This window comes from Candidatus Ruminimicrobiellum ovillum (genome assembly GCF_002392975.1).
GTDB lineage: Bacteria > Elusimicrobiota > Endomicrobiia > Endomicrobiales > Endomicrobiaceae > Ruminimicrobiellum > Ruminimicrobiellum ovillum.
The window spans coordinates 129599-154359 of record NZ_DGIC01000002.1 but is presented as its reverse complement, the minus strand read 5'-3'; the positions used below and the strand labels follow the sequence as shown (position 1 = coordinate 154359).

The window sequence follows — 24761 nt, the reverse complement described above, 5'->3', positions numbered from 1 at the left end:
TTTTATAACAACTCCGATGACAATGCAGCAAGGACACTTCTTTCACTCTTAGAGAACATTAAGTGCCCGAATACCGATTGTCCTTTAAATCTGTCAACCAAGTAAGTTAACCCGTTAGATGATGCATCCAAATAAGGGCTATCTATTTGGTAAGGATCTCCCGTTAAAACTATCTTAGTTCCGTTACCTGCTCTTGAAATAATTGTTTTTACTTCATGAGGCGTTAAATTTTGAGCATCATCTATTATTATATATTGTTTCGGTAAAGATCTTCCTCTTATGTATGTAAGAGAATCCACTTCTATCTGCCCCGACTCAAACAAATAATCTATCTTTTCATCTACCTTAGAATCTTCGTGACCTTTATCCATTAAGAATTCAAGATTATCGTTTATTGCACCCATCCAAGAAGAAAGTTTTTCTTCTTTTGTTCCGGGCAAGAAACCGATATCTTTACCCATAGGAATTATAGGTCTTGCGATATAAAGTCTTCTGAATTGTCTTTCTTCAACCGTTTTTTGAAGACCTGCAGCAAGTGCAAGCAAAGTTTTTCCCGCACCGGGCAAACCTATAAGAGTAACCAACGAAATATCGTCGCATAACAAAAGCTCAAAAGCAAATCTTTGTTCGATATTTAACGGTTTTAATCCCCAAGGTTGAGAATTTATATGAAATAAAGGTTGTATAATTTTTTTATCGGCAACATATTTACCTAAAGCACTTTTTGATGTTCCGTTTTCGTCTTTTAAATATACAAATTCGTTTGCATAAAATTCTACATTTTTAGGAACATCAACTTTACCGTTTTTATAAAATTTATCTATTTTTTCAGGCGAAACCTGAATTTCTTTCCAGCCTCTGTAAATTTCATCTATTTTAACTTTAGATTTTTCGTAATCTTGTGTTACAATATCCAAAATTTCGGCTTTTATTCTTAAATTGATATCTTTTGTTATGAATATAACATTTTCGCCTTTTTGTTTAAGGTATAATGCTATAGACAATATTTGATGATCCGATTTGGAAACGGTAAACTCTTCCGGAAACTCTACTTTATGTATCATTTCTATAACGAGAGTACCGCCGTTTTTTAAAGGAACACCTTGCGTTAATTTTCCTTTTGATCTTAAATCGTCCAATCTTCTGGAAATTAATCTTGCTCCTCTACCTCTTTCATCGTTAAGTTTTTTAAAATTATCTAATTCCTCAATTACCGTTAAAGGAATAACTACTTTATTATCCTTAAAAGCAAACATTGAGTCAGGGTCGTGCAACAAAACATTTGTATCTAATACAAAAGACTTTATAGCCATACTATCCCCCTTTATATAAACAACATTTTTTTTAATATTCTTACTATATATTATAGTCAATTTGTATTGAAAAATCAAATAATAATTAAATGCACCATATACAGCAATATATTACCTTTTATTATTAAAAAAATTTTTTATTTTGTATAATACCAAGAAAATTATTCGGAGTATTATCATGGAAAAACTTATTAAAGAACATACAATATCAAACTATGAATGTGACAGGAACGAACAACTAAAAATTATAAGTATATTTCACTTGTTACAGGATATGGCGGACGCTCATGCCGAAAAACTTAATGTAGGATACACTTTTTATAAACAAAATCATTTAGCTTGGATAGGCAGAGGTTATCACATAAAAATATTTTCTTTACCGAAAATTTTTGACAAAATAACACTTGAAACATGGCCATGTGCAAGAACGCCCATACTTGCAATAAGAGAGTTTCTTATAAAAGATGTTAACGGAAATATTTTAATTGCCGCTTCAAGCCAGTGGGCAATGATAGATACAATAAAAATGAGACCTATAAAATTCGACAGTTATAACCTCACTTATGATGTTTTACCGGAAAGAGCAATAAATACGGATTTTGCAAAAATTCATTCTCCCGAACAAATAAATTCGGAAAAGCAAATACAAATAAGAGAAGATGATATAGACAGTAACGGACATGTAAACAATTGTGTTTACCCTATGTGGGCAATGGAAACATTTACTCAACAATTTAAACAAGATCATATTTTAGATGAAATGGAAATAAATTTTAAGAAACCCGTTTTTATACAAGATAACATTGTAACGGCAAAAGTTCAAAACAATTCAGAAACAGATTTTACGATTTCCATAGGAACACCGGAAAAAGAAGCTGCATTGGTGAAAGCAAGCTTTAAGAAAAACAATTAGTAATTAGCAATTAGTAATTTTGGTATCCTTCGGACAGATTTTTAATAGATTCCGGATTGAAGTCCGAAATTATACAATGGTATGGTAATTAGTATATACATACAAAAAAAAGGAAGAAAATATTCTTCCTTTTTTTTATTAATTATAAATTATAAATTGTAAATTATAAATTTTTTTCAAAAACGTAGTCGTCCATAACAAAACCGTTACCGATGTCGGCAACTTGTTTTCTTATCACAACAAAACCTTTATGTTTATAAACTTCTATTGCATGATTATTGTTTTTGTTTACCGTCAACCAAACGGATTTTAATTTTTTTTCCTTTGCTAAATTTTCAATAAATTCAAAAGCTTTTGATGCAACTTGTTTTCCCCTGTATTCTTTTAAAATATAAAGTTTACTTAAAAACATTTTTCCGTTTTCTTCGTGAAGCCCGGTATATCCGGCAACATTATTATCTGCTTTTATTAAATAATATTCATATCCGTTTTTATTTATTGCTTCAGTCAATGCATTAAAAGATTGAAATTTTTCTATCATATATTCAATTTGTTTCAATGTTAAAATTTCTTTAAATGCATCGTGCCAAACGATATTTGCCGTATCCGCCAAAACTTTTATTTGTTCTTCCGTAACTACTTGTTCAAAAGTTATATTCATTTTATTTTCCTTGTTTTACAAGTTTCTTTGATAACCAAAACATACTTATTCCTACAAGAATCAATGCAATTATACTCGAAAGAGTATAACTTAAATTAAAACCGATTTTTGCATTTAATATAAAAAGCATATCTATGTAAACAAAAAGTAAGCCCGGTAATAATGTAATGAAATAATTCTTTTTGTTTCTATATAAATATATAGTTGCATAGAAAAATGTAGGTAAAACTATCAACTGATTAACAAACATAAAATATCTCCAAACAAGAGCAAATCCGTCGGGTTGAGATTTTACTACATATAATAAAAATAAAACCGCACAAAATACCGGAATATTTATTAAAAATCTTCCGGCAACTTTCGTTTGTTTTATTTTAAATGCATCCGACAATGTTAACCTTAAAGCTCTTAAAGAAGTGTCTCCCGTAGTTATCGGCAATACTACTATTGCAATTATAACTATAAAAGCCAAATAAGAAGGAACAAAATGTTCCGTAATAATTTGTATTGCGGGAATTTGACCTATAAATTTTTCCGGAACAATATTTAAGCTGTAAACCGTCATTGATGCGGCAGCCCAAACCATAGCGATAAAAGATTCCACGCACATCATCGCATAAAAAACTTTTCTCCCCTCTTTTTCGTGCTTAACCGTTCTTGCAATTATTGTTGATTGTGTGGAATGAAAACCCGATAAAAGTCCGCAACTGATTGTCATAAAAAATATAGGTATCAAATAAAGTTTTTTAGGATGCATATTAAGATGAGTAAAATCTATTTCCTGTAAATTTACCCCTTTTATAAAAAAGCCTACAACAACAAGAAGAGTTCCGATAATTAAAATAAGGCCGAGTACAGGATAGAGATTTCCTATAATTTTATCTATCGAAAACATTGTTGAAAACATATAATAAGCTATTATCGCACCGTAAATATATAAAATTGTATTATTACTTAAAGAAAAATCCGAAACATTAAAAAACTTTGAAGCTATTAAATCTCCGGAAGTATAAACAAAAACTACAGCGACAAGAAGCATCATTATTGCAATTATTCCGAAAAATATGTAATACCAACTTTTGCCTAAATATTTTTGTATTAATCCCGTAACCTGCATTCCGTTATTTCTCATAGATATCATACCTGCGGCATAATCGTGAACCGCACCCATAAGGATACAACCTAACGGAATTAAAAGAAATGCTATCGGACCGAACAAAATTCCCTGTATAACACCTACAATCGGTCCCATACCCGCAATACTTAACAACTGTATCATTTGATTTCTTTTGGTGCTTAACGGAACAAAATCCACACCGTCGTTTATTGCATAAGCCGGTGTTGGTCTGTCGTCCGGTTCAAACTGTTTTTCAACATATTTCGAATATGTAAGATACCCGACAAATAAAATTAAAAGTCCGACTAAAAAAGTAATCATTTCATACTCCAAATAAAAAAGCTTACAGCTTATAGCTTAAAGCTTATAGTTTAACGACTATTTTAACTAAGAGATCACGCATCGAGTGCGGGATGACACAACGATAAAATAATTATACCAAAAAAACAGGTAAAAGAATCATTTTACCTGTTTTTTTATCATTACACATCTATTCTTCCATTCTTCTAATCATCCAATCTTCTGCCGTTAGGCGGCGGCTAACATTGCTCTGCAACCTGTAATAAGATCTTCTTTTTTCTCTAAGGTTACCTGTTTGTTCTTATAATCGTCACCGTATATTAATATTATTTGTATTATAGTATTTATTGCAACATCCCTTCTTGCACTTTTTTCGGAATCAACTATTTTCCTTTCTGCCGTTATCTTACCTGCAATATCTTCTTTAGTTCCGTTCATTTCCCTTTCTTGTTTATCATCTTTGGATTTATACATAAAATTAGTTCCGTTTTTATCGCTGTTATCAAGTTGTAACATCAACATATGTCCTAACAATTTCTCTAAATTCTTATCTTTTAAACCGAACTCTTTATTCTGTTTCGACAAGGCTGTTTTTGCCAAAATTCTTTCTTTGATTATTTCCGTAAGCGGTCCCTCTTTCAAATTTTTACTTCTGCGAATAGTATTTAATATTATTCCTATTTCACTGTTTTCATCTATATTCATAAGCAGAGAGTTTAATTTTATTTGTATATCTTCTTTACTGTATTCCTGTAACGGTTCCGATAAATTTAATTCGGGAATTTTATTATAATCTACATTGTATATTATCCTTTCCATATCTTCCGATGTAAGTTCTCCCAATTTCAAATTCATTTTTATTTTTCCTAAGAATAATGCCGCAAATTCTCTTTGAACGGTCTTTATATTTCTTTGTTTAACAAAATGTTCTATTAAAACATCTACACCTATCATTAACGGCTTATCGGAAGTTATTATTTCTTTTTCTATGTTATCGGGATTCGTTAAAATTTCTTTAATTTCCACCTCATCACCAATACCGTAATCTTTTATTTTTATACCGTCTTTATCTCTTATTATTTCTCCTGATATTCCCATTGCTTCATAATTGGGCATATCCTCTTTTGATTTATCTATTTTATCCAAATAGATTTCTATACCGTTTTGTCTTAAATCGGATATATATTCTACACTTAAATTTAATTTTTTGAATTGTGCTTCCGTTATAACTTTTCTCATTCTTCCTTTTTCCAATGCTGTTTTCAACTTATCTAACTCTGTTTCACCCATACTTTCCAATCCGATTATCGTCTTTTGTCCGAACATTATTCCCATTGCTCTGTTTATTTCTAAGCACGACAACATAAAATCTTTTTCCTCTTGTTCGGTTTTCCCGTATAATTCCATAGCACCTATTTCCAACAGACCTTCATTTAATCCTATACCTTCTCCGTTTCTTACTATTATTCCGTCGGTTTCTATTTCTCCGGTTATGGAAAGTATCGATTTCACATCTTCTTTTATTTGTTCCGTTTCATTTATTGTTTTAACCGTTTTCAGTCTCGGAATACCTTTAGCACCATATACCAAAGTTCTTCCCACCTTTATTTTATATATACTTACGCCATCTGCTTTTATTCCGGTGTTTATCAATTCATACCTATCTTTTAACTGCTCTATATCTTCGATAATGTAAACATCTATTAAATTCGATTGTTCTGACTGTTGATCAGCTCTTTCCAAAATATTCGTCAATTGTTCTATATCCGAAGACTTAATATCTTTATAATTTATAGACACATGTTGTGTAATTTTTGATTTTATTCTCATAATGGCAGTTGCTATTTTATCCAACTTCAAAACAGACACGATATTGAATAATGAATTGTCGAAGATACTGCTAACCAATTTAACCATATCTGCTTTGGATATTTTTAATTTTTGCGGATCCGGTAAAGCATCTTCTTTAAATTCGGGATCAAGATCCGAATATAAAAGAATTTTATCCGGACTGATATTGTATCTTTCCATTAACACATTTTTATGCTTTTGACTTACAACAATGAAATAGTCGGAAGCTGCATGCTTTTTGGAAAATTCTTCCGAACGGAAATTTTCTATAAGATCGGGATCGACATCAAAATCTTCAAGTATTTTTTTGTAATCTTGTCCTAAAGTAAGCATTGCGTCCGTACTCTTTTCGGACACAGGTAATAATCCCGCGGAAACCACGGAAATATTATCCACACCTAATTTTGATAATCTGTCTTCAAATAACAAATGAGAAACTGCACTTCTGTTTATATTTGCCGTACATATAAAGCATACCTGTCTTCTGTTATTTTCTTCAATATCGGTTCTTAATCTTGATACGGCATCGGTATTTTCTATACCGTTTTGTTTTTTAGAATATTCAAGTTCTCTTAAAACTTCTACAGTCTTAATCATTCCGTCTAAAGATAAAGAAAATGTATTTTTGAAAAATTTCATAAGTCCTTTGCTTTCTAACTTTGTAATTAAATTATTTTTCCTTTCCATAAAATGGTTGGGAGTCGAAAGAAGTCTTTTCATTGTAGAAAAGAATCTCATTTCATCTTCAACGGTGCCGTTATCATTAAAATACTTATTAAAGACATCTTCACTTTGTATATTCAGACAATCGTATGTTCCGAAAACAAAAACAACATGTTCCCAAAGTTCCGGATGTTTTTGTATATACTCAAGTTCTTCTCTTGTTTTAAACGAAAAATCGTGCGAAAATAAATTTCTCGGCAAGAAGAAAACTATTTTTTTATTATATTCCAAAGTTAATGCTCTTACTTCATCCATATACTCTTCTGTTCTCTTTGCGGAATACTCCTTCCCGTAAAAATACTCATAACCTCTTTCCCAAGAAACCAAATCGTTTCTTTCGCAAATACCGCGAACTAAATTTACTTTTCTTTTTGATCCTTCAAAAACAGGAACATAACTTAATCCCAAAGCAAATCCGAAACTGTTTTCAACAAATTTCTTTTCATTTTCAAAAGCCTGTCTGTGCATAAAATGAACATATCCGATCGGTGATCTGTATTTTTCAATTCCTTCATTATTTCTAAAATCTTTTTTCTTTAATTTTCCAAGATATCTTACAAGATCGTAAATCGAAATAAATTGTGCACCGCTAAGTTTTGCCTGTTCAACAAAAGTCGACGGTATTTCACTGTCTTTAATTTCTTTACTTAAATTTATCGGTTTTAAAATTTTAGACAACGGATGATTAAAAAACTTTCCTTTTTCGGAACTGTCCGTTGCATACATATCTGTTTGGAGAACAAAATTTTTATTGTTTGTTTTAACGGCAAGAACATTCCATAAGAAATGCATTGATAAGCTTGAAATTAACGCAGATACTGCACCGACAGCCGCAGATATTGCCGCATAAATAACCGGTGATACCGACATAAATGCGGAAGGTATAACAGCTGAAAAAATCTCGGGCAACAAAGAGAAAGCAAATTCTGTAACTACCATTCCGACACCTATCGACAACAATCTTATTACCGTAGCAGCCACTATCATTGGTATTGATGCTTTGCTGTGGGCGGGCAAGAAATTTTTTGAAAAGAACGAAAACTTTTCTAATCCTACACCTTTGATTAAACCTTCAAAAGTGTATCTGTATTTTTCTGCTTTTTCATCTATGGATATCAACTCTTCAAATGTGAGTTCGATTTCCGTTTTGCCTGTTTCGGATAAATATTGTTTTTTATATTTTTCAAAGCCCAATCTGTATAATTCATTAACAGTAGTATCGGATTGTAAAGCTATATCTTTAATGGAAACATTTTCTTGAGATTGTTTATAATCTTGTTCCAAGTGATACAATTCCATATCAATAACATCTCTTAAAGAAACTTCCGCTTTTTTGAATTCCGTTCCGTTTATGGCAACTTCATCCAAAGTATACTTTCTTACCGGGTTGTTGAGCATTATATCGGTACTTCTGCTATCACCGGTAAACATAAAATGTGATGCTCTTGCCAAAACTTCTTTATGTTTATAAATTTGTCCCTCATTTGACTTATTATAAACCGAAAATCCTGACAAATTAGAATCTTCATCCAATTTAATATGCAAAGCTACAGGCTCTTCGAACATTCCGAAATTTCCGCGAATTAATGCATTTTTTAATATTTCTTCAAAGAAGAAATCTATACCATAGTCGGTATATTGAGAATCGTCAAAAGCATGTGAAAAAATATCCGATAATTGAAACCTGTTTGAAATTAATGACACCGCTTGTTTATATACATATAAAAGTTGACTTGGAGTTAATTGAGAAGTTTTAAATCCTTCTTTAAACAAATGGAAAACCGCTAATTTGTTTTCTGTTGCGGCTTTCTTTATCAAATGACAAATTTCATCAACATCTCCGTCGAGATATACATCTATATATCCTTCCGTTTGTGTATCTGCATTCAAACCCTCGATTTCATCCGAAAAAGAAACATTGTTTTCTTCCGAGCCTTTAGGCATTCCGTCAATCGTCAAATTGCTGAATGTAACTCCTTCTTTAAATGTCACATAAGCAACATTCCCGTTTTCATCATATTCAACATTTTCTATACCATATAGAGAATAATCTTCTTTCGGAATTTCCTTTTTATCTTCTTCATTAAGAAAAATTTGTCCGCCATCAATATATAAAACATCTATTTGTTCGGAATTTACATTTACAACTATATCCTGATTTACAACAATGTCTACATTTATTCTTCTCGGATTAACATCTATTACTTTATTTACCGGAATAACTCTCGTGCTTGTTTTTGTTTTTTTTGCGACAGTTGTTTGATTTTTGTTTAACAAATCCAATAATTCATCAACAGTCATGGGATTTTCGGTATCAAAACCTTTAAAGTTATCGATTAATTCCGAAAGTTTTAAATTTCTTATTGCAGGATTACTTCTCTTAAAGGCAATACCATGCAAAGCGGAAACAAATTCATGAGCAAACTTTGTTACGGTTTCCGTAGTAACATCCATACCTTGAACTCTGTTATCTCTTGAAAAACTATTATTTTTTACATTTTTTGTGGTTATTACAGGTATTGCAATCATACCTTGTTCGGTACTTCTTGAAGACGGAGCCCAATACCTGGAGAAATGATGACGAACAATTTCGCTTCCGCCCGTTTTCACTTGTATTTTAACTCTGTTTATATCATATATATCAAATCCTCTTCCTGTATTATCGGAAGGTAACTCCGGTCTTATTATTATAGGTCCTGCTCTTTTATCGGGAATTATTCCCGCTATTAAAGTGTTTATCAAATATATTTCACCGAAATAACCTCTTAAATCGGTACATGTTGCCTCATAAAGTCTTTTAGCATATCTTAGTTCTATATAAGACAAAAGATCTCCGAAAGTTGCATTATCTCCAAGGGCTTTATCGTAAACTCTCATAAAAGTTTCTACAGCCATAGCAAACAATATAGGATGTTCTTTTAAATTTTCCATCAAACTCTTTCTCGGATCTATCGTTGTTCCCGTAACTTGAGAATTTCTGTTTTTCAATAATGTAACGACATAATCAGGTAACCCTTCACTAAAATCTATTTTATCTATTTCTTGTTTGGATAAACCTGCTCTTGAAAGAACTTCTTTTATTTGTTTCTCGCTTATCTCTAAAGAACTGTCAAAAGAATCTTTAGATTGTGCTAATTTTGTAAAACCGTCTATTATATCATCTAAAGAATATCCTGCAGGTTGACGAATATCATTGTCGTTTACGGAAGAAGAAGAACTTGATGTTGTTCTTACGGATCTTGATGACGATTTACTTCCTTTCTTTTTACTTTTTTTATTTTTCTTTTTTGATTTAGATGATTTTGATTTTTTCGAGCTTCCTTTTGCTTTCGGATAACCGTCATCTTCTTCCTCTATAAAATCTTCTTCATCGCTGTCTGTTTCTTCCGTTAGTTCATCTGTTCCGGAAACTTTCTCGACGGGTTCTATAACTTCAAATTGAGAAACATATTCTTCATCGGAACCGGCTGAGGGTATTTTCGTATCCGATTCGGAATCATCGGTTATTTCTTCTTCTTGTTCTTCTCCCAAATCCAAATCATTTTCAAGTGTCGTTATCGGTCTTACCTGAACTATATATATAATATCATCTTTTATTAAAAATTCTATATCTACCGGTACACCTTCAACCTGCTCCAACCATTTCATTATTTTGGTTAGGTTCGAAACCATATCGGAAGTTAAGGTTTCTTTTCCGGTATAATTACCGTCTATTTTTTCACCGCTTTCAATATCTATTACAAAAGAATACGGAGTTTTTCTTCCGGAAACGATATCTTCTCCAATCCCGTTTACAACTTGTATTATTCCGTTACCATCGGAATTTTCACTCATTATAATTCCGGCTTTATCGGATTCAACCCATTCTTCAATAAGAACGGCAGGTTTTATAACATTCCCGGAATTCATCATATACCCGGTTGCTCTTTGAGAGAAGAAAGATTTCAAAACATCTCTTATGGCACGAGGAATATTTTCCGTTTCAACTTGTCCGTAACTTTCGGCTATTCCGGCCGCAGAATATGCTTTTCCGTCTTCACCTACTCCGGAAGATCTTACTATTGATAATTTATTTTTAAGAGATTTTAAATTCTTTTTACCGATATAATCTTTTATTTTACTGTTGCTTATACCGTTTATTAAATCAATTATTTGAGAGATAATTTCTTCAAGTTGTTGTAAATCTTGTTCGTTTTTGTTTTTATTTTTTATAATTGATTCGAATTGGGCATACAGGTCTGCATATTCTTGGCCCAGTAAATCTTCTAAAATCGTATAATCTATTGCAATACCGTTAGGAACTCTTACATTATCTATGCCGGTTTCTTTTTTTAATTGTTCTACGGCTAAATATAATTTGGATTGATTTGCGGATTTTGTTCCTACCTTTGAAACATCAAGAGATTCTTTTTCTCCGAATCTGTATACTTTATCAGAAGCCGAATGAGGTAAAAACCAGTTAAACTTTAGCTGAATTTGATTGATAATTCTTTCTGCTTTTTCCGACGAAGCTATATTGCTTAGTCCTTGTCGATTGTAATCGGCAAGTATATCGTTAATCCATAAATTATCGGCCGACTGATAATATATGTATTCTATAATTTTATCTATTATGCTGCTGTTTTTGTATCTGTTAAGAAATTCTTTTACACTTTCTATATTTTGTTCATCTATATATTCCTGTAATTCAAATAAAATATTTCCTGTTTTTCCGTTCTTAAACACTTTGGATTCAAACAATATTATTTTATTGTTTAGAGTGTCTGCCAATACTATGTCATTAGGTTGTAACTCTATTTCATTTTCTTGCAATTCCCTTGTTTCCAATTCTCCGTCTTTATCTATACCACCTTTGGGTTGATATACTTTTATTCTCATTTTACCGTCAACCAGTCTGGAATCATTTACTATCATTGCCGTCTTTCCGTATTCTCTTAACACTATTCCCGCATGACTTGAATAAGAACCGCCCGTAAACAACGACATATCGTATTGAGAAGCTTCCGTAATATTTTCGGGACTTGCATATTTGTCGATATATAAGCCGCCATTATCCGCTTCGGCATTAACAATTCCTACAACTGTTCTCTGTTCCTGCGAACTTGATATCATTGCTCCGTATGCTGCAGGAGTTGCTGTATTTACTATACTTTCTTTTAATCTGTTTCTGTAAGTTACAAGCTCTCCGTTTGTGAATTTTTCAGCAAGATTTATTGCATAACCTTCGTTTTCCAATATTGTTTTCAATTGCCTGTAATTTAAACTTATTCTTCCGGATTTACTGTTTATACTGTCGGTAAAGCCGACAAGTTCGCTTGAACTGTACCTTATTATTCCGTTATTATCCGTTAGTATGGTTACTGCTAAGAATTCTCCTTTATTTTTACTTCCGAGTATCCCGTTGCTTAACTTCATATATCCTGTTTTTACTACATATCCGCCTATTTGCCCGACACTTGTAAAATTCATTTCCCTTTCCGGTATCTGACTTATAATCGCTCCCTGATTTAACATATCGCTTTCTTGTGTCTGCCCCAACGGTGCATCAAGTATATCTTTTATTTTATCTTTCATTGACGATACGGGATTGTATTCCGAATTTCTTTCCAATTCACCGTTTTCGTTTATTCTTAAATATCCTGAGGCAAAAGCCTGTTCTATCGGTTTATTTACATATTTATCTATTGTGTTTTGACCGAGCGTTCTTACTTTTCTTTTAAACAAAAAGCCCGCTTTAACTCTTGAAGCCATACTCGGTTCGGATTGCGGAATTTCAGGTAGTTGTAAATAATTCAAAATATTGTTAAAGAATTTGATATCGTTAACCCTTGTTTGAACAATGTTGTTATCCGCAGATACAAAGAAACATTTACGATAAAGATCCATAATTCCCATACTTGCCGTTTCTATTACCTGAACCGGAATATGTTCTCTGTATAAAGAAGCGGCATTACTTAAAAGAACCATTGCTCTTTGTGCCATTTCACAGATATCCGTATCATTTGCCAAACCTGTATCTTTGCTTACTGTTGCAACCAAGTTGTAATCGCCGTTATATAAGTTTGCCGAAAATCCGAAACTGCTCAATATTTTTCTTAATGTTAATATTCTTGATCTGCTTTGAGGTGTTTTTTCCGCTTCCGTAAAATCTATAAAGATATTTTCATTTTCTCTGTTAAAATCAATTAAAACTCTTGCGGAATGGTCGCCTAATAAACCGTTCCACAAGAAAACATTGTCTTTAATAAATATTTGAGAATTGTCACGAGTTGAAAAATCCGGATTTTCAGCCAACAAAAGCAGCAATCTTTTAATATTGGGATTTATTTCGTTTTCGGATAAATTATATGCTTTAACGGTTCTATCACCTTTTGTAACAAAAACATTTTGAACTTTACTCATAGATAAACTTGCGGTACTTCTTATATTCTTAACAAAATCCATATTAGCCTGTTGATGAATACTGTTAATAAGTCTGTTTATCGTCGTAATATCGCTAACATCTTTTCCTCTTCCGGTTGAGAAAGTTTTCTGTTCGGCAATCGTTGTTCTTTCGTTTCTTATTTCGTCTAAAATAGTTCTTAATACTCTTCTGAAATAACTTGCATCGGCAGCATCAAAAGCAGATAAATAATCTATCATTAAGTTTATGTGATTTACCACATCATCAAATTGAGAATCAAAAGCCGTTACATTTGTAAACTTATTTAAAACATACATATTTTCATCAAGAAGTTTCATATATGAGTCAAATTTTTTCAATACGGTTTTTAAACTTTGTTTTTCAAGTTCCGCTCTTTCTATGAAATATGTCGGTGCAAGTTTTTTTGTTTTATGTTTTAATACTTTTGACGGAAACAAACTTAATACTTTTGTAAAAGAATATCTGTCGCTATCGAAATATACATTCGGTGTTTGTTGCAAAACATTAAATCCGTATTTTGCAGCAAAATCTTCTATTGTTACTTCTTTAGCTCTCATTCTTTCAAAATAATCTATTTGTTCCGTTAAACTTGTAAAATTGGCAATCGTTTGTTTTGACAATATGCTTTCAAAATTTGACAAAAGATTTTTCATTTCGATTAAGGCTTCAAATTCCTGAGGGCTTATTAAATTCACTATCATTTTATCGTCTCTTGCTTCGACATTGTTATTCTGTATATCGGTTAACAAGTCCTGCATATTCAATATTAACTCGTCTGCAAGCAATTGAAGGATATATTTTTCTTTATCAGTCATATCGGAAATGTTAAATGTGTCGATTTTATCTTTCAACTTTCTATATTGAACGATATGAGAATCTCTCGTGTTTTTTGCAAATATGTTCTTACACAATTCTTTTAATATTATTACATGTTCTTTATTGTTCAAATTCAAATATTGTTCAATTAAATCGAGAACCTGTATTTCCACATTACTTTTACTAACAATGTTTTTCACCAGGTTTATATGATTTCTGTCCGAAAAATCCAAAACTTTAAAAACTTTATCTATAACAGACGGATTAATATACTCTTCTTTTTCAATCATATCCGATAACATTTTAAATTCGGACGGATTTCTTAAATTCAATTTACTCAATATTAATTCAAAAGTATTCGGTTGATGTAATATATCGGTTCTTTGAACAGATTTAAAAAATATTTTCGAAGCATTTTCGTCACTGAAATTAAATTTTGATACAAAAGAATATAAAGTTCTGTCACTTATATACGAAAACAACTTAAATAATTCCAACTGTTTGGTGTCGTCAGCATCTATTTTTTCCACAATTTTATTATTGATACTCACATTTTGAAAACTTCTATCATATGTTTTGGATTTTAAAAGATCCGTTAAAAGTTTTAAATGTTCGGCATTATGAAAATCCAATTTTTCCAACAAAACAAAAAGCATATCCAAATCAACGCCGTAAGAATGTTCATCCAATATAATATTACGGATAAACGCAAGTTGATTTTTATTGTTAAAATCGACTTTTTTAACCAAAGTTCTGACTATCATTCTTCTGTTTTCTGTCGACATTGTAAGTTGTTCCGCAAACATACTCAACAAATACGAACTTTGATTTATATCTTCTAAATTAATTTTGTTTACGAAATCTTCGGCTTCTTGCTCTGACAAAGAATATCTGTCAAATATTTTAGATAAAAGTTCCTGTTCCTGTTTTTCTTTTAAATCCAAAATTTCTCTTTTCGATAAATATTGAGTAAATGTGGGAACATCTTGATCTTCCAATGATGACAATTTGTCCCAGAAAGCATCATATCCTCCGTCTTCTTCAACAATTTTTGTTTTATTAAACAGCGAATTTAAAGCAGTATGCAACAGCATACCGATAACAAAAGATAAAACAAATCCGAATATATTTGAAGCAAACAGTATTGAATAAATATACGGAACGGACAATAATATCGCAGGCAAAATTCTTCCTTTTGTTTGTTCATCGTAATTTATTCTTTGCTCAAAATCGAAATCTCTTTTTAGCTCTTCCGAAGGGAACACATTAAACAAAGTTGCTTTTAAAATGTCCGATGTTGTCCACTTGAAACCGTTTTGGCTTGAGGCATTTTGCTTTATCCATAAAGTTACATTATGTGCTTTAACAAACTGCACTTGAAGAACAGCAAATAATATTAAAGCTACCGGAACAACAAACACAGACATAAACGGCAACAACGTTAAACTCACAGGAAGAGCTTTAAAAAAGAGTTCTTCCCATACAGGCGCGGTTTTATCCAAAAAGTTAAAAATCGCATTCTCGTCTTTTAACGGTTTAAAAACAGATAATTCGAAAAAGCTAATGTGATTATTATGCAGTTTCTTTGCTTTAAAAAGTTTTTTTAACCTTTCGCCTATCGTTAAAGATTGTTCAAATGTTTTATTTCCGCTGTCTATCTCAAGTATTTGTTCGGTTCCTCTTTCAATAACCTTTTGAACAAAATCACTATATACAAACAATGTCGGGTTTGAATATCCCACAACCGTCATTGCCTGTAAAAGATTTTTAACCGTTATATTTTCCGGTTTAGTTTGTGATATTGAAGTCAATAATCCGTTCCATTCGTTACTCATTGCCGTAAGTTGACCGTTCTCTCTGTAATATGTGGAGTAACCATATACCGTTTCATGACCGGCAGAAGCCCAAATTACAGGAAACTGTCTGTTTACCGCATTACCTTTTTGTTCTAATCTGTCGAACTCCTTATTTAATGCATCATAAATATTATCTGCAAAATACCACGAAAAACATGAACTTAAATTAATCGTTATTTTATTTAAATCCATTCCGTTGTTATATGCTTGAATTAAAGCTTTTGCAAATTCTTCACTCGATATCTCGGAATTAAAACCTACCTCAAGAGAATTAGGAAATCCGTGTCCGTCAAAAGAAATGAAAACCGATTCTTCGGATTTTAATGCGGATATTTGTTTTAGAAATTCACTTTTCGCATCTGTTGCGGGAACAAAATCCGAATTAATAAGAGAAATTTTATCGGAATCAAGCGGTATTTCCATTACTTCCAATAATTTTTTAAGTCCGGCATCTTCAAAAGGTTGATCATAACTTGAAACCGCAGAAAGAGAAATAAACCTTGTGTTTTTGTCGGCTACAACTCTGTCTTTTTGATTTTCCAATGCCGATATATACATTTCGGCAGCAACTTTAACAATATCATTAAATTGTGCAACATCGTAATCCCGGTTACTTATATCAACTATACCGCTTAAAAACCTTGATACGGATAATGCTATGTAATATTTTTGAACAAACGATATTGTTTTATCAAAAAAGCCATCCAAGTTTTCATTTATAATACGATTGAAATCCGGGTTTAAAAATATTTTCAATCCAAACATATTGTTATCGGTTTCCAATTTGGTTATTTTTAATCTCAACAGTTCTTTTACTAAAGTTGTTATTCTAACCAAATCTTCTTTTGTTTTTATAAGAGAGGTTAAATCAACATTATAATTTTTATTATCGGCATCCAAAAATTTTCTCTCTGCTTTAACAAAATCTCTCAACAAACTTTCAATTTCATATTCATCATACTCATATTGTCGAAAACTTTGTTTTACGGTTTCTATATCTTTAGACAATCTGTTTTTCTGTTTTAAATTTAAAGATTCATAGGCAGATTCTACACTTTCAAATAAACTTCTCGGCAATTCTTTTAAATTTTGTCTTTTTAAAGTTGTAACAGGTCTTACTTGGACTATATAAATAATGTCATCTTTTATTAAAAATTCTATATCTACCGGAACACCTTCAACTTGTTCAAGCCACTCCATTATTTTTGTTAATTGTTCAAGTCTTTCTTTTGTTAATGTTTTTTTATTCGTATAATTTCCGTCGATTTTTGTTCCGCTTTTCATATCCATTGTAAAGGTATATGGTGTTTTTCTTCCGGAAACTATATCTTCACCTTGTCCGTTAATAACCTGTATTATTCTATGTCCGTCATTATCTTCACTCATCATAATGCCGGCTTTATCGGCATCTATCCATTCTTCTATTAGTACCGCAGGCTTTATAACATTTGAAGATTTAGACATATAATCCGCAGCTCTCTGTGAAAAGAAAGACAATAATGTATCTTTTACGGCTTTAGAAATATTTTCGTATTGTATGGAACCGTAGCTTTCAGCTATACCTGCCGCGGAATATTCTTGAGAATCTTCCCCCACTCCCGATGATCTTACAATTACCTTTTTGTTTCCGAATATTTCTAAATTTTCTTTTCCTATATAATCTGCTATTTCTTCTTCGGAAAGATTTTCAACTACAAACTTTAACTCTGTCATTACATCCCGAATATTTACCGCTTTTTCTTCTTCCGTGTAGAACTCATCTTCAACAATTGCTTCCAATTCTTCATACAACTTCACATATTTTTCACCGAGCAGTTTTTCCAATATATCAAAACCTATAACTATTCCTTCCGGAACCGCAACATTTGTTATTCCGGTTTCTTTCTTTAACTGTTCCAATGTTAAGAATAATTTTGATTGATTTGCAGACTTTGTTCCTACGGTCGAAGCATCCAAAGACTGTTTTTCTCCGAATCTGTATACAGAGTTTTTACTTGTATGTTTAACAAAGTCCGTTATTTGCAAAACTTTTTTTGCAATGGTTCTCTGTGTTATTACGGAAGGTTGTTTTCTGTATGTTTCGGTTTCAACATCCAACAAACTTTCAAGCCAAGAATTATCTGCAGACTGATAATATATGTATTCTATAATTTTATCTTTTAAAGTACTATTTTTATATTTGTTAATAAATTCTTTTACTTTTTCCGCATCTTTTTTATCTATATATCTTTGTAATTCAAATAAAATATTTCCTGTTCTTCCTTTCTTAAATATTTTACTTTCAAATAACATTATTTTATTGTTCTGTGTATCTATTAACAATATATCATTCGGTTCTAATTCTATTTCTTTTTCTTCCAATTCCAATGTTTCCAACTTTTCATCACGAACAATCTCGCCTTTCGGCTGATAAAATTTTATTTTCATTTTTCCGTCTACTATTACGGAATCATTTACTATCATTGCCGTCTTTTCATATTCTCTTAAAACTATACCGGCATGACTTGAATATGAACCTCCGGTAAATAACGACACATCGTATTTGGCGGCTTCCGTAACATTTTCCGGACTTGCATAATTATCAACATATATACCGAATGAACTTTTCTTACCATACATTCTTGCAAATATTGTGTTTTTTTGTTGTTTCGGCAAAGAAATTATTGTGCCGTATGCAACGGGAGAAATATTTTCTATTATTCTTTCCGACAATTTCGTTCTGTAATTTAAAATTTCAGAATCGGTTAATACTTCTGGAGAAGAAACTTCGTATCCTTCCGCCGTAAGAAGTTGTTTCAATTGCTGCATATTTAAATTTATTCTGCCGGATTTATTATTCATTGTTTCGGGATATCCCGCAATTTCACTCGATGTATATCTTATAATTCCGTTTTTATCGGTCAATGTTATTACGGATAAAAATTCTCCTTTTATATTTTCATCCAATCTTCCGTTATTTAGTTTTATATATCCGGTCTTTAACACGTAGTCGCCTATTTGCCCGACACTTGTAAGATTCAATATTTGTTCCGGCAGCTGTGATATTATCGCACCCTGATTTAACATATCCGTTTCAACTTCGTTTCCGGTATTATCTTCAAATATTTCTTTTATTTTGTCCGTCATGGATGAAACAGGATTATAATCTTTGTTTCTTTCAAGTTCGCCTTTTTCGTTTATTTTTAAGTATCCTGCGGCAAATGCCCGTTCTACAGGTTTATTTACATATTGGTCTATTGTGTTTTGACCATATGTTTTTATAAATCCCAGTCTAAACATTCCTACTTTCAAAAATGTCCAAAAACCGTTTTCTTTTCTCGGTATCAGCGGTAAACCGAGAGATTTTAAAATTCCGTTAAGGTTTCTTCTGCTGTTAAAAGCAGTTCTGACAAAATTACTTCTTATCGGCCCCAATGCATAATATCTCGAATATATATCCATTATTGCTTGTTTTGCCACATCGACATTTTGTTTAATTTGGAAATCACTATGTATAAGATTATTCAATGAAGCCGCATTATTAAAAAGTATTATTGCCTGCTTTGCCAAATTATTAAAGTCGGTATCATTTGATAATCCGGTATCCTTATCAAGTCTTGCAACTATACCTACGGGTAATCTTCTGTTTTCGAAATCTTGAAGAGACTGTGAAACTTTAAATCCCTTACTTCCTAAAATGTCCGTCAACATTTTAATTCTGATTGTACTTCCGTCATCTATCGCACCTTCATGAAAATCCACAAGTATGGATTTTGTATCTTCGTTAAAATCTATAAGAATTCTAACCGAATGTGCCCCTAATTTAGCTACCCACAAGAATATATTATCTTTTATAAAAATAGGAGTATCCGTATTGGTTGAAAAATCCGGATTTTCAGCCAAATCGGACAACAGGCTGCTTATTTGAGGTGTTATTGTTTTCGAAGACAAATTGTATGCGGATATTAAATTATCGTTTTTGGAAACCAAAATATTATGCCCAGCTTGTTGATAATCTCCTATCGTTCCCATAGCTTTCGATAAGAAAGAGAAATTTGCCTGCTGATGTATTCTGTTAACGAGAGTATTTATTGTGGTTACTCCGTCTGCAAAATTTCCTCCGGATTTATATTCTGTAAGCTCCTTTTGCTCTGCGATATTGGTTTGATTATTTTTAACTTTATCCAATATATTTTTAAGTGATGTTTTAAAATAACCGACATTATTCGGACTTATTTGCTCCAAACAATTTATCATAATATATATATGTTGCACGACATCGTCAAATTGCGATGAAAAATCATTCACTTGTGCAAACTTACTTAAAACATACAAATTTTCATCCAAAAGTTTCATATAAACATCGAAACTTTTAATAATACCGTCAAGATTTTCGGCATCTACCGTATCTGTTGTCATAATATATGTAGGATTGTGTTGTACGGGTTTCAATCTGTTTCCCGCAAGAAAATTCAGCACACCCGTAAAAGAATATCTTCTGCTGTCGAAAAACACATTGGGTGTTTGTTTTATTACAGATAAACCTTTTTGCTCACAAAATTCTTCCAATGTTATGTTATCTTCGGTAGAATCGGAAACTTTTGTCCTTCTCGAATAAAGTCTTCTCGGTGTTTTCGATTCCATTTTTTCGCAAAATTCAACATCTGCCATTAATCCATCAAAAATTGTTTTTAACTCATCATCAAATAAATCTCTATGTGCAGCCAAATCTTGTGTAAAAGCATAAATATTTTCAAAAATCGGATCCGTGCCGTTTTCATTAACTCTTAACACAATATGACCGTTAACAATTTTTAAATATTTATTTTGGTGAGCAATCAATTTAGAATGTATTAAATCTATTAATTTAGTTAGGGCATATTTTCCCTGATATGTATTTGCCGGCAGCTTTAAGATATTAGTTTCGAAATATTTTTCGGCATTTCTGTAAGAATCGTATTTCGATACTATCACATCTATAAGAGTTTTAAATACGATATTATATCTTTCGTCGTTAAGATCGATATTTCTTTCCATCAAATAATTAAAAATCACATCTGCAGCAGTCGAATTTTGTTTTGAAAGAATTTCCGATAATTTGATATGTTCGTTATTATTAAAATCTAATTTTTTAAGAATCAATATAATATTTGTATCACTTAACATATTAGTCTTGCTCGATAAGAAATCGGATAAAACTTTTAACGTATCTTCATTTTCAAAATCCATTTCCGATATAAGTTTAGAAAACAATCTTTGAAAATTAAGCAAGTATCCCGCCTTTAATGCGGATTGTAGTATTAAATCCAAGTGCTTTACATTTTTTAAGTCGGATTTTGACGCAATTTGAGATAATATTTCATCGTTTACAAGTTGTAAGTCATATAATAAATTAAATTGAGCTTCATCACTAAAATCAACTTTCTCAACAACCATGGAAGAGAGTTTACCGTTATATTGATGTTGCGATATCATAGTTCTTATAATCCGTAAATTATTTTTATCGTTAAAATCCATATCTTTTATCTGTTCATAATTTATACTCTCACCGAAAACACTTAATTTGTTTTTAAGTATTAAATTTAAATATCTGTGAACAAATACTCCTACAATTGTTGCTAAGCCGACTACCGGAATACTTGATGCAAAAAGTAAAGAATATAAATAAGGGACGGATAATAGCAGTGTAGGTAAAAATCTTTCTCTTGTTTGAGCTTTTATTTCCGTTCGTTGTGCATAATCTTTAAAATCGTTTTTTAATTCTTCATTCGGAAAAACATTAAATAAAGTAGCTTTTAAAATATCGGTTGTTTTCCATGTAAAGTTGTTTTGAGAAATCCAATCGCTTATATTATGTGCTTTTATAAATTGATTTTGACATACCGTAAAAAATATAAGTCCCAAAGGAACACTTAAAAAGGATATCGCAGGAAAAGACATTGAAAGTATAGCCAAACTTACCGGAATTACTCTAAATGCGATTTCTTCCCAAATATGAGGTATTTTGGATAATCCGTTAAAAAATGCATTCTTATATTGTAATGAATTAAAAATCGAAAAATAATTTACGGAATTTCTGTTTGCGCTTAACCAGTTTGCAGCCTGCTCATCATAAAAGGGCTTTATGTCACTTGAAGTTCTATAAAATTTACCCTTAAAATTGCTATCGACTTCAAATGTTCTGTAAGGATTTTGTTTCATTAAAACATTACTTTTGTGCTGTCCTCCGAGTAATGCCAATTTCATTCTTATAATTCTCATTTGAGCAGAATCATCTTGCGGATTATTTCTGTTATATATTCTCAAAGTTTTTATTTCGTTTTGTTCGTTTTTATCCATATAAACATATATCGGTTTATCCAAGCCGATATTACCGTGCATAAATGAATTTTCCAATATTTCCAACAAAAAGAAATGAATATCGTAGTTCAAATAATCCGTATTTTCTGGAAGAGAAACAAAGTTATTATTATTCAACGGTTTATCGGTATATATTTTAAAGAACATATCTCTTATGGCATGATACAGTTTTTGCTGTTCTTCTCTGTCAAGACTTCCGATATCAACCGGATTTCTAAACACATGCAAAACTATAAGTTTTTTGTCGGTTATTGCTTCTTTTAAAGAATCAATAAAATTTTGCGGATTTTTATTTATGTCCTCAAGATACACATATTCACTTTGCACAGCACCGGTATCTTCATACAAATATTGTATATCCTGTTCGATTTCTTCGGATTTTTCCGAAACTTCAACTAAGGCTTTCTGTAAGCTCGGTAACATTCTTGAATAAATTTCAGCAGGAATACCTTGTATGTCTCTACCTCCTAAAATTTCCAAGTCCAATACCATTCCTTTGCTGAAATATATTCCGCTTTTTACCAATTGTTCCGACATAGACAACATTAATTCGTCAATATCCGGTATTACAATATCCTTAAATCCGTTTGTCGGAACGGATTGAAGCAAACGTTCGACAGTTGTGTCCAATACTTTTTTCACTTCATTTTTTGCTTTCATATCGACGGAAGTTTCATCCAACAAACTTAAATCTACTTTTGTTCCCAATACCTTTTCCAAAGTTTCCGTATTTTCGCCTACAATATCTTTTACTGCCGACAATAACAATTTTTGTTTATCGATATCAGATATACACGATGCGATAGTGTATGATAATGCCTGAGATTGCACTCTGCTTTGCAATCCTATGAGTTCGATATATTTATCGTTTGCTTGTTTTATATCTTCATATATTTTCGGAGTTATTACAATTGTATTTACATCGTTTTTTGCCAAAATTTGTTCCAATTCTGTGCTATGGAAACCACCTGTTACGGCTATTATCACTTCTTTTGAATTTTTTAATATTTCTTCTTCTTGCCTTACCTGATTATCGGAGATTAAACTTATTTTCTCGTCTTTCAATAAATTTTTTACAAATATATTATTTCTTTTATCGTTTATGTCGTAATATTTATTTATTTCTTCAAAATCATCTTCTATCTCTTTTATTCTATCCACGGCAGCATATTTGGCATAAATCTGTCTGAACATATCATAATTCTTTTCAAAATATTTCCAACTTGCATCTGTTAACTTATATTCCAAATAATCTTTAAAATACTTATTAAAATCAGATATAAAAGTTATTTCATACTCATCATTATTATAAGAAAGAGCTTTTCTTATCTCTAATATTAATTCACTTTCTTCCTGAACAAGATCTATAGGATTGAGTTTTTTCGTCATGTAGTTTGTTTTAAGAAAATTGTTTAATGATTTATAATTTTCTAAATTTATATTTTCTTTATCACTCAACAAAGTTATCAATTCCAAAACTTTTTGACTGTTACTTAAATTTTCGGTTTCTTTCAAAAATTTTGTGTATATAACATACGGCAATCTGTTTTTCAATTCGTTTACCACTATTTGCAATTGTTGAGTAACTTCTTTTAAATTAATATCTTTTGAAACTTTTCTTAATGTTACGAATTTAGAAATATTAGGATACTTTTCCAATCTTATGGCGGTAATATTATTATATCTGTTCGGATTGGCATTAATATCTTTCACATATTTCAACATTTGTTTATAGAATGTTTTGCTGTCTGTTTTGTTCGTCGAATAATCTTCTATGTTCTTACTGAATCTTTTATTTCTGTTATTTACATATATATTTTCCAATGTATCTATTTCGTTTTCTACCTTTTTTATTATATCTTCGTATTTCGCTTGATTTGCTATAATCCATGATAACCTTCTTACATTATCTTTATGAATTTGTTCTTCATCTATACCCTTCAATTCCACTTCAGTGTCATTTGTTAACTTATAATATTCGCTTCCGGTAAGAATGCCTTCGTTCAACAATTTTTCCACAACTTGTTTTCTTATATTTTCGTCTTTTACAGAATTCAACCAACCCGTATCTATATCTCCGTATCCGCCCTCGACATAAATCTTTTTTAAATTATATTTTTCCGCAATTTCGGCAATTATTTTAGATATATTTCTTTGCGTTTGAGGATGACAATGCAAATCTTGTATATTTATTACCGTTATATCACTGTTACTGTCTCTGCTTGATGTTATTTTTCCGTATTCCGTACTTACGGCATTTGCTTTGTTAAACAGATTTTCGTATTTTTGGTCGGATGTTTCCGCCAGGGGAACAGCGTATAAACTTGAACCTGCGGTTGATATTAAAAAACACAAAGCGGTTGTTACCGCACAGATTTTTACCGAACTAAACTTCTTCTTCAAAAGATGTGTTATCATATTTTTTCTCCGTAACAAATAAAAAAGACA

Annotated in this window: 5 protein-coding genes; 1 reads left to right on the top strand and 4 read right to left on the bottom strand. The window is 31.4% G+C overall.

Translation table 11 applies throughout. The features are described from left to right. Window positions 1–2 precede the first annotated feature (2 nt). Complete coding sequence (locus B2Y85_RS00700; RefSeq protein ID WP_372518548.1) at window positions 3–1313, bottom strand: PhoH family protein; 1311 nt, start codon at window positions 1311–1313, stop codon at window positions 3–5. 178 nt (window positions 1314–1491) lie between these two features. On the opposite strand from B2Y85_RS00700, the gene B2Y85_RS00695 reads away from it, so the two are divergent. Beyond that, on the top strand, window positions 1492–2226 hold the full coding sequence (locus tag B2Y85_RS00695) for an acyl-[acyl-carrier-protein] thioesterase (RefSeq protein ID WP_372518547.1): 735 nt from the start codon (window positions 1492–1494) through the stop codon (window positions 2224–2226). Between the two features lie 163 nt (window positions 2227–2389). On the opposite strand, the gene B2Y85_RS00690 is transcribed toward B2Y85_RS00695, so the two are convergent. The 3 genes from B2Y85_RS00690 to B2Y85_RS00680 all read right to left on the bottom strand — a co-directional run bounded on the left by B2Y85_RS00690 (window position 2390) and on the right by B2Y85_RS00680 (window position 24731). Continuing rightward, the gene (locus B2Y85_RS00690; RefSeq protein ID WP_372518546.1) at window positions 2390–2887 is read right to left on the bottom strand and encodes a GNAT family N-acetyltransferase; all 498 of its coding nucleotides are present in this window, start codon (window positions 2885–2887) and stop codon (window positions 2390–2392) included. 1 nt (window position 2888) lies between these two features. Then, on the bottom strand, window positions 2889–4325 hold the full coding sequence (locus B2Y85_RS00685; RefSeq protein WP_372518545.1) for a carbon starvation CstA family protein: 1437 nt from the start codon (window positions 4323–4325) through the stop codon (window positions 2889–2891). A 207-nt stretch (window positions 4326–4532) separates the two neighbouring features. Then, entirely contained in the window at window positions 4533–24731 is a 20199-nt protein-coding gene (locus B2Y85_RS00680) for a PEP/pyruvate-binding domain-containing protein (RefSeq protein WP_372518544.1), read from the bottom strand. Between the last annotated feature and the right edge of the window lie 30 nt (window positions 24732–24761).

What these genes read in the sequence shown, in the direction of transcription:
- B2Y85_RS00700 (WP_372518548.1), bottom strand. Translation starts at nt 1,313, where the DNA reads ATGGCTATAAAGTCTTTTGTATTAGATACAAATGTTTTGTTGCACGAC.
- B2Y85_RS00695 (WP_372518547.1), top strand. Translation starts at nt 1,492, where the DNA reads ATGGAAAAACTTATTAAAGAACATACAATATCAAACTATGAATGTGAC.
- B2Y85_RS00690 (WP_372518546.1), bottom strand. Translation starts at nt 2,887, where the DNA reads ATGAATATAACTTTTGAACAAGTAGTTACGGAAGAACAAATAAAAGTT.
- B2Y85_RS00685 (WP_372518545.1), bottom strand. Translation starts at nt 4,325, where the DNA reads ATGATTACTTTTTTAGTCGGACTTTTAATTTTATTTGTCGGGTATCTT.
- B2Y85_RS00680 (WP_372518544.1), bottom strand. Translation starts at nt 24,731, where the DNA reads ATGATAACACATCTTTTGAAGAAGAAGTTTAGTTCGGTAAAAATCTGT.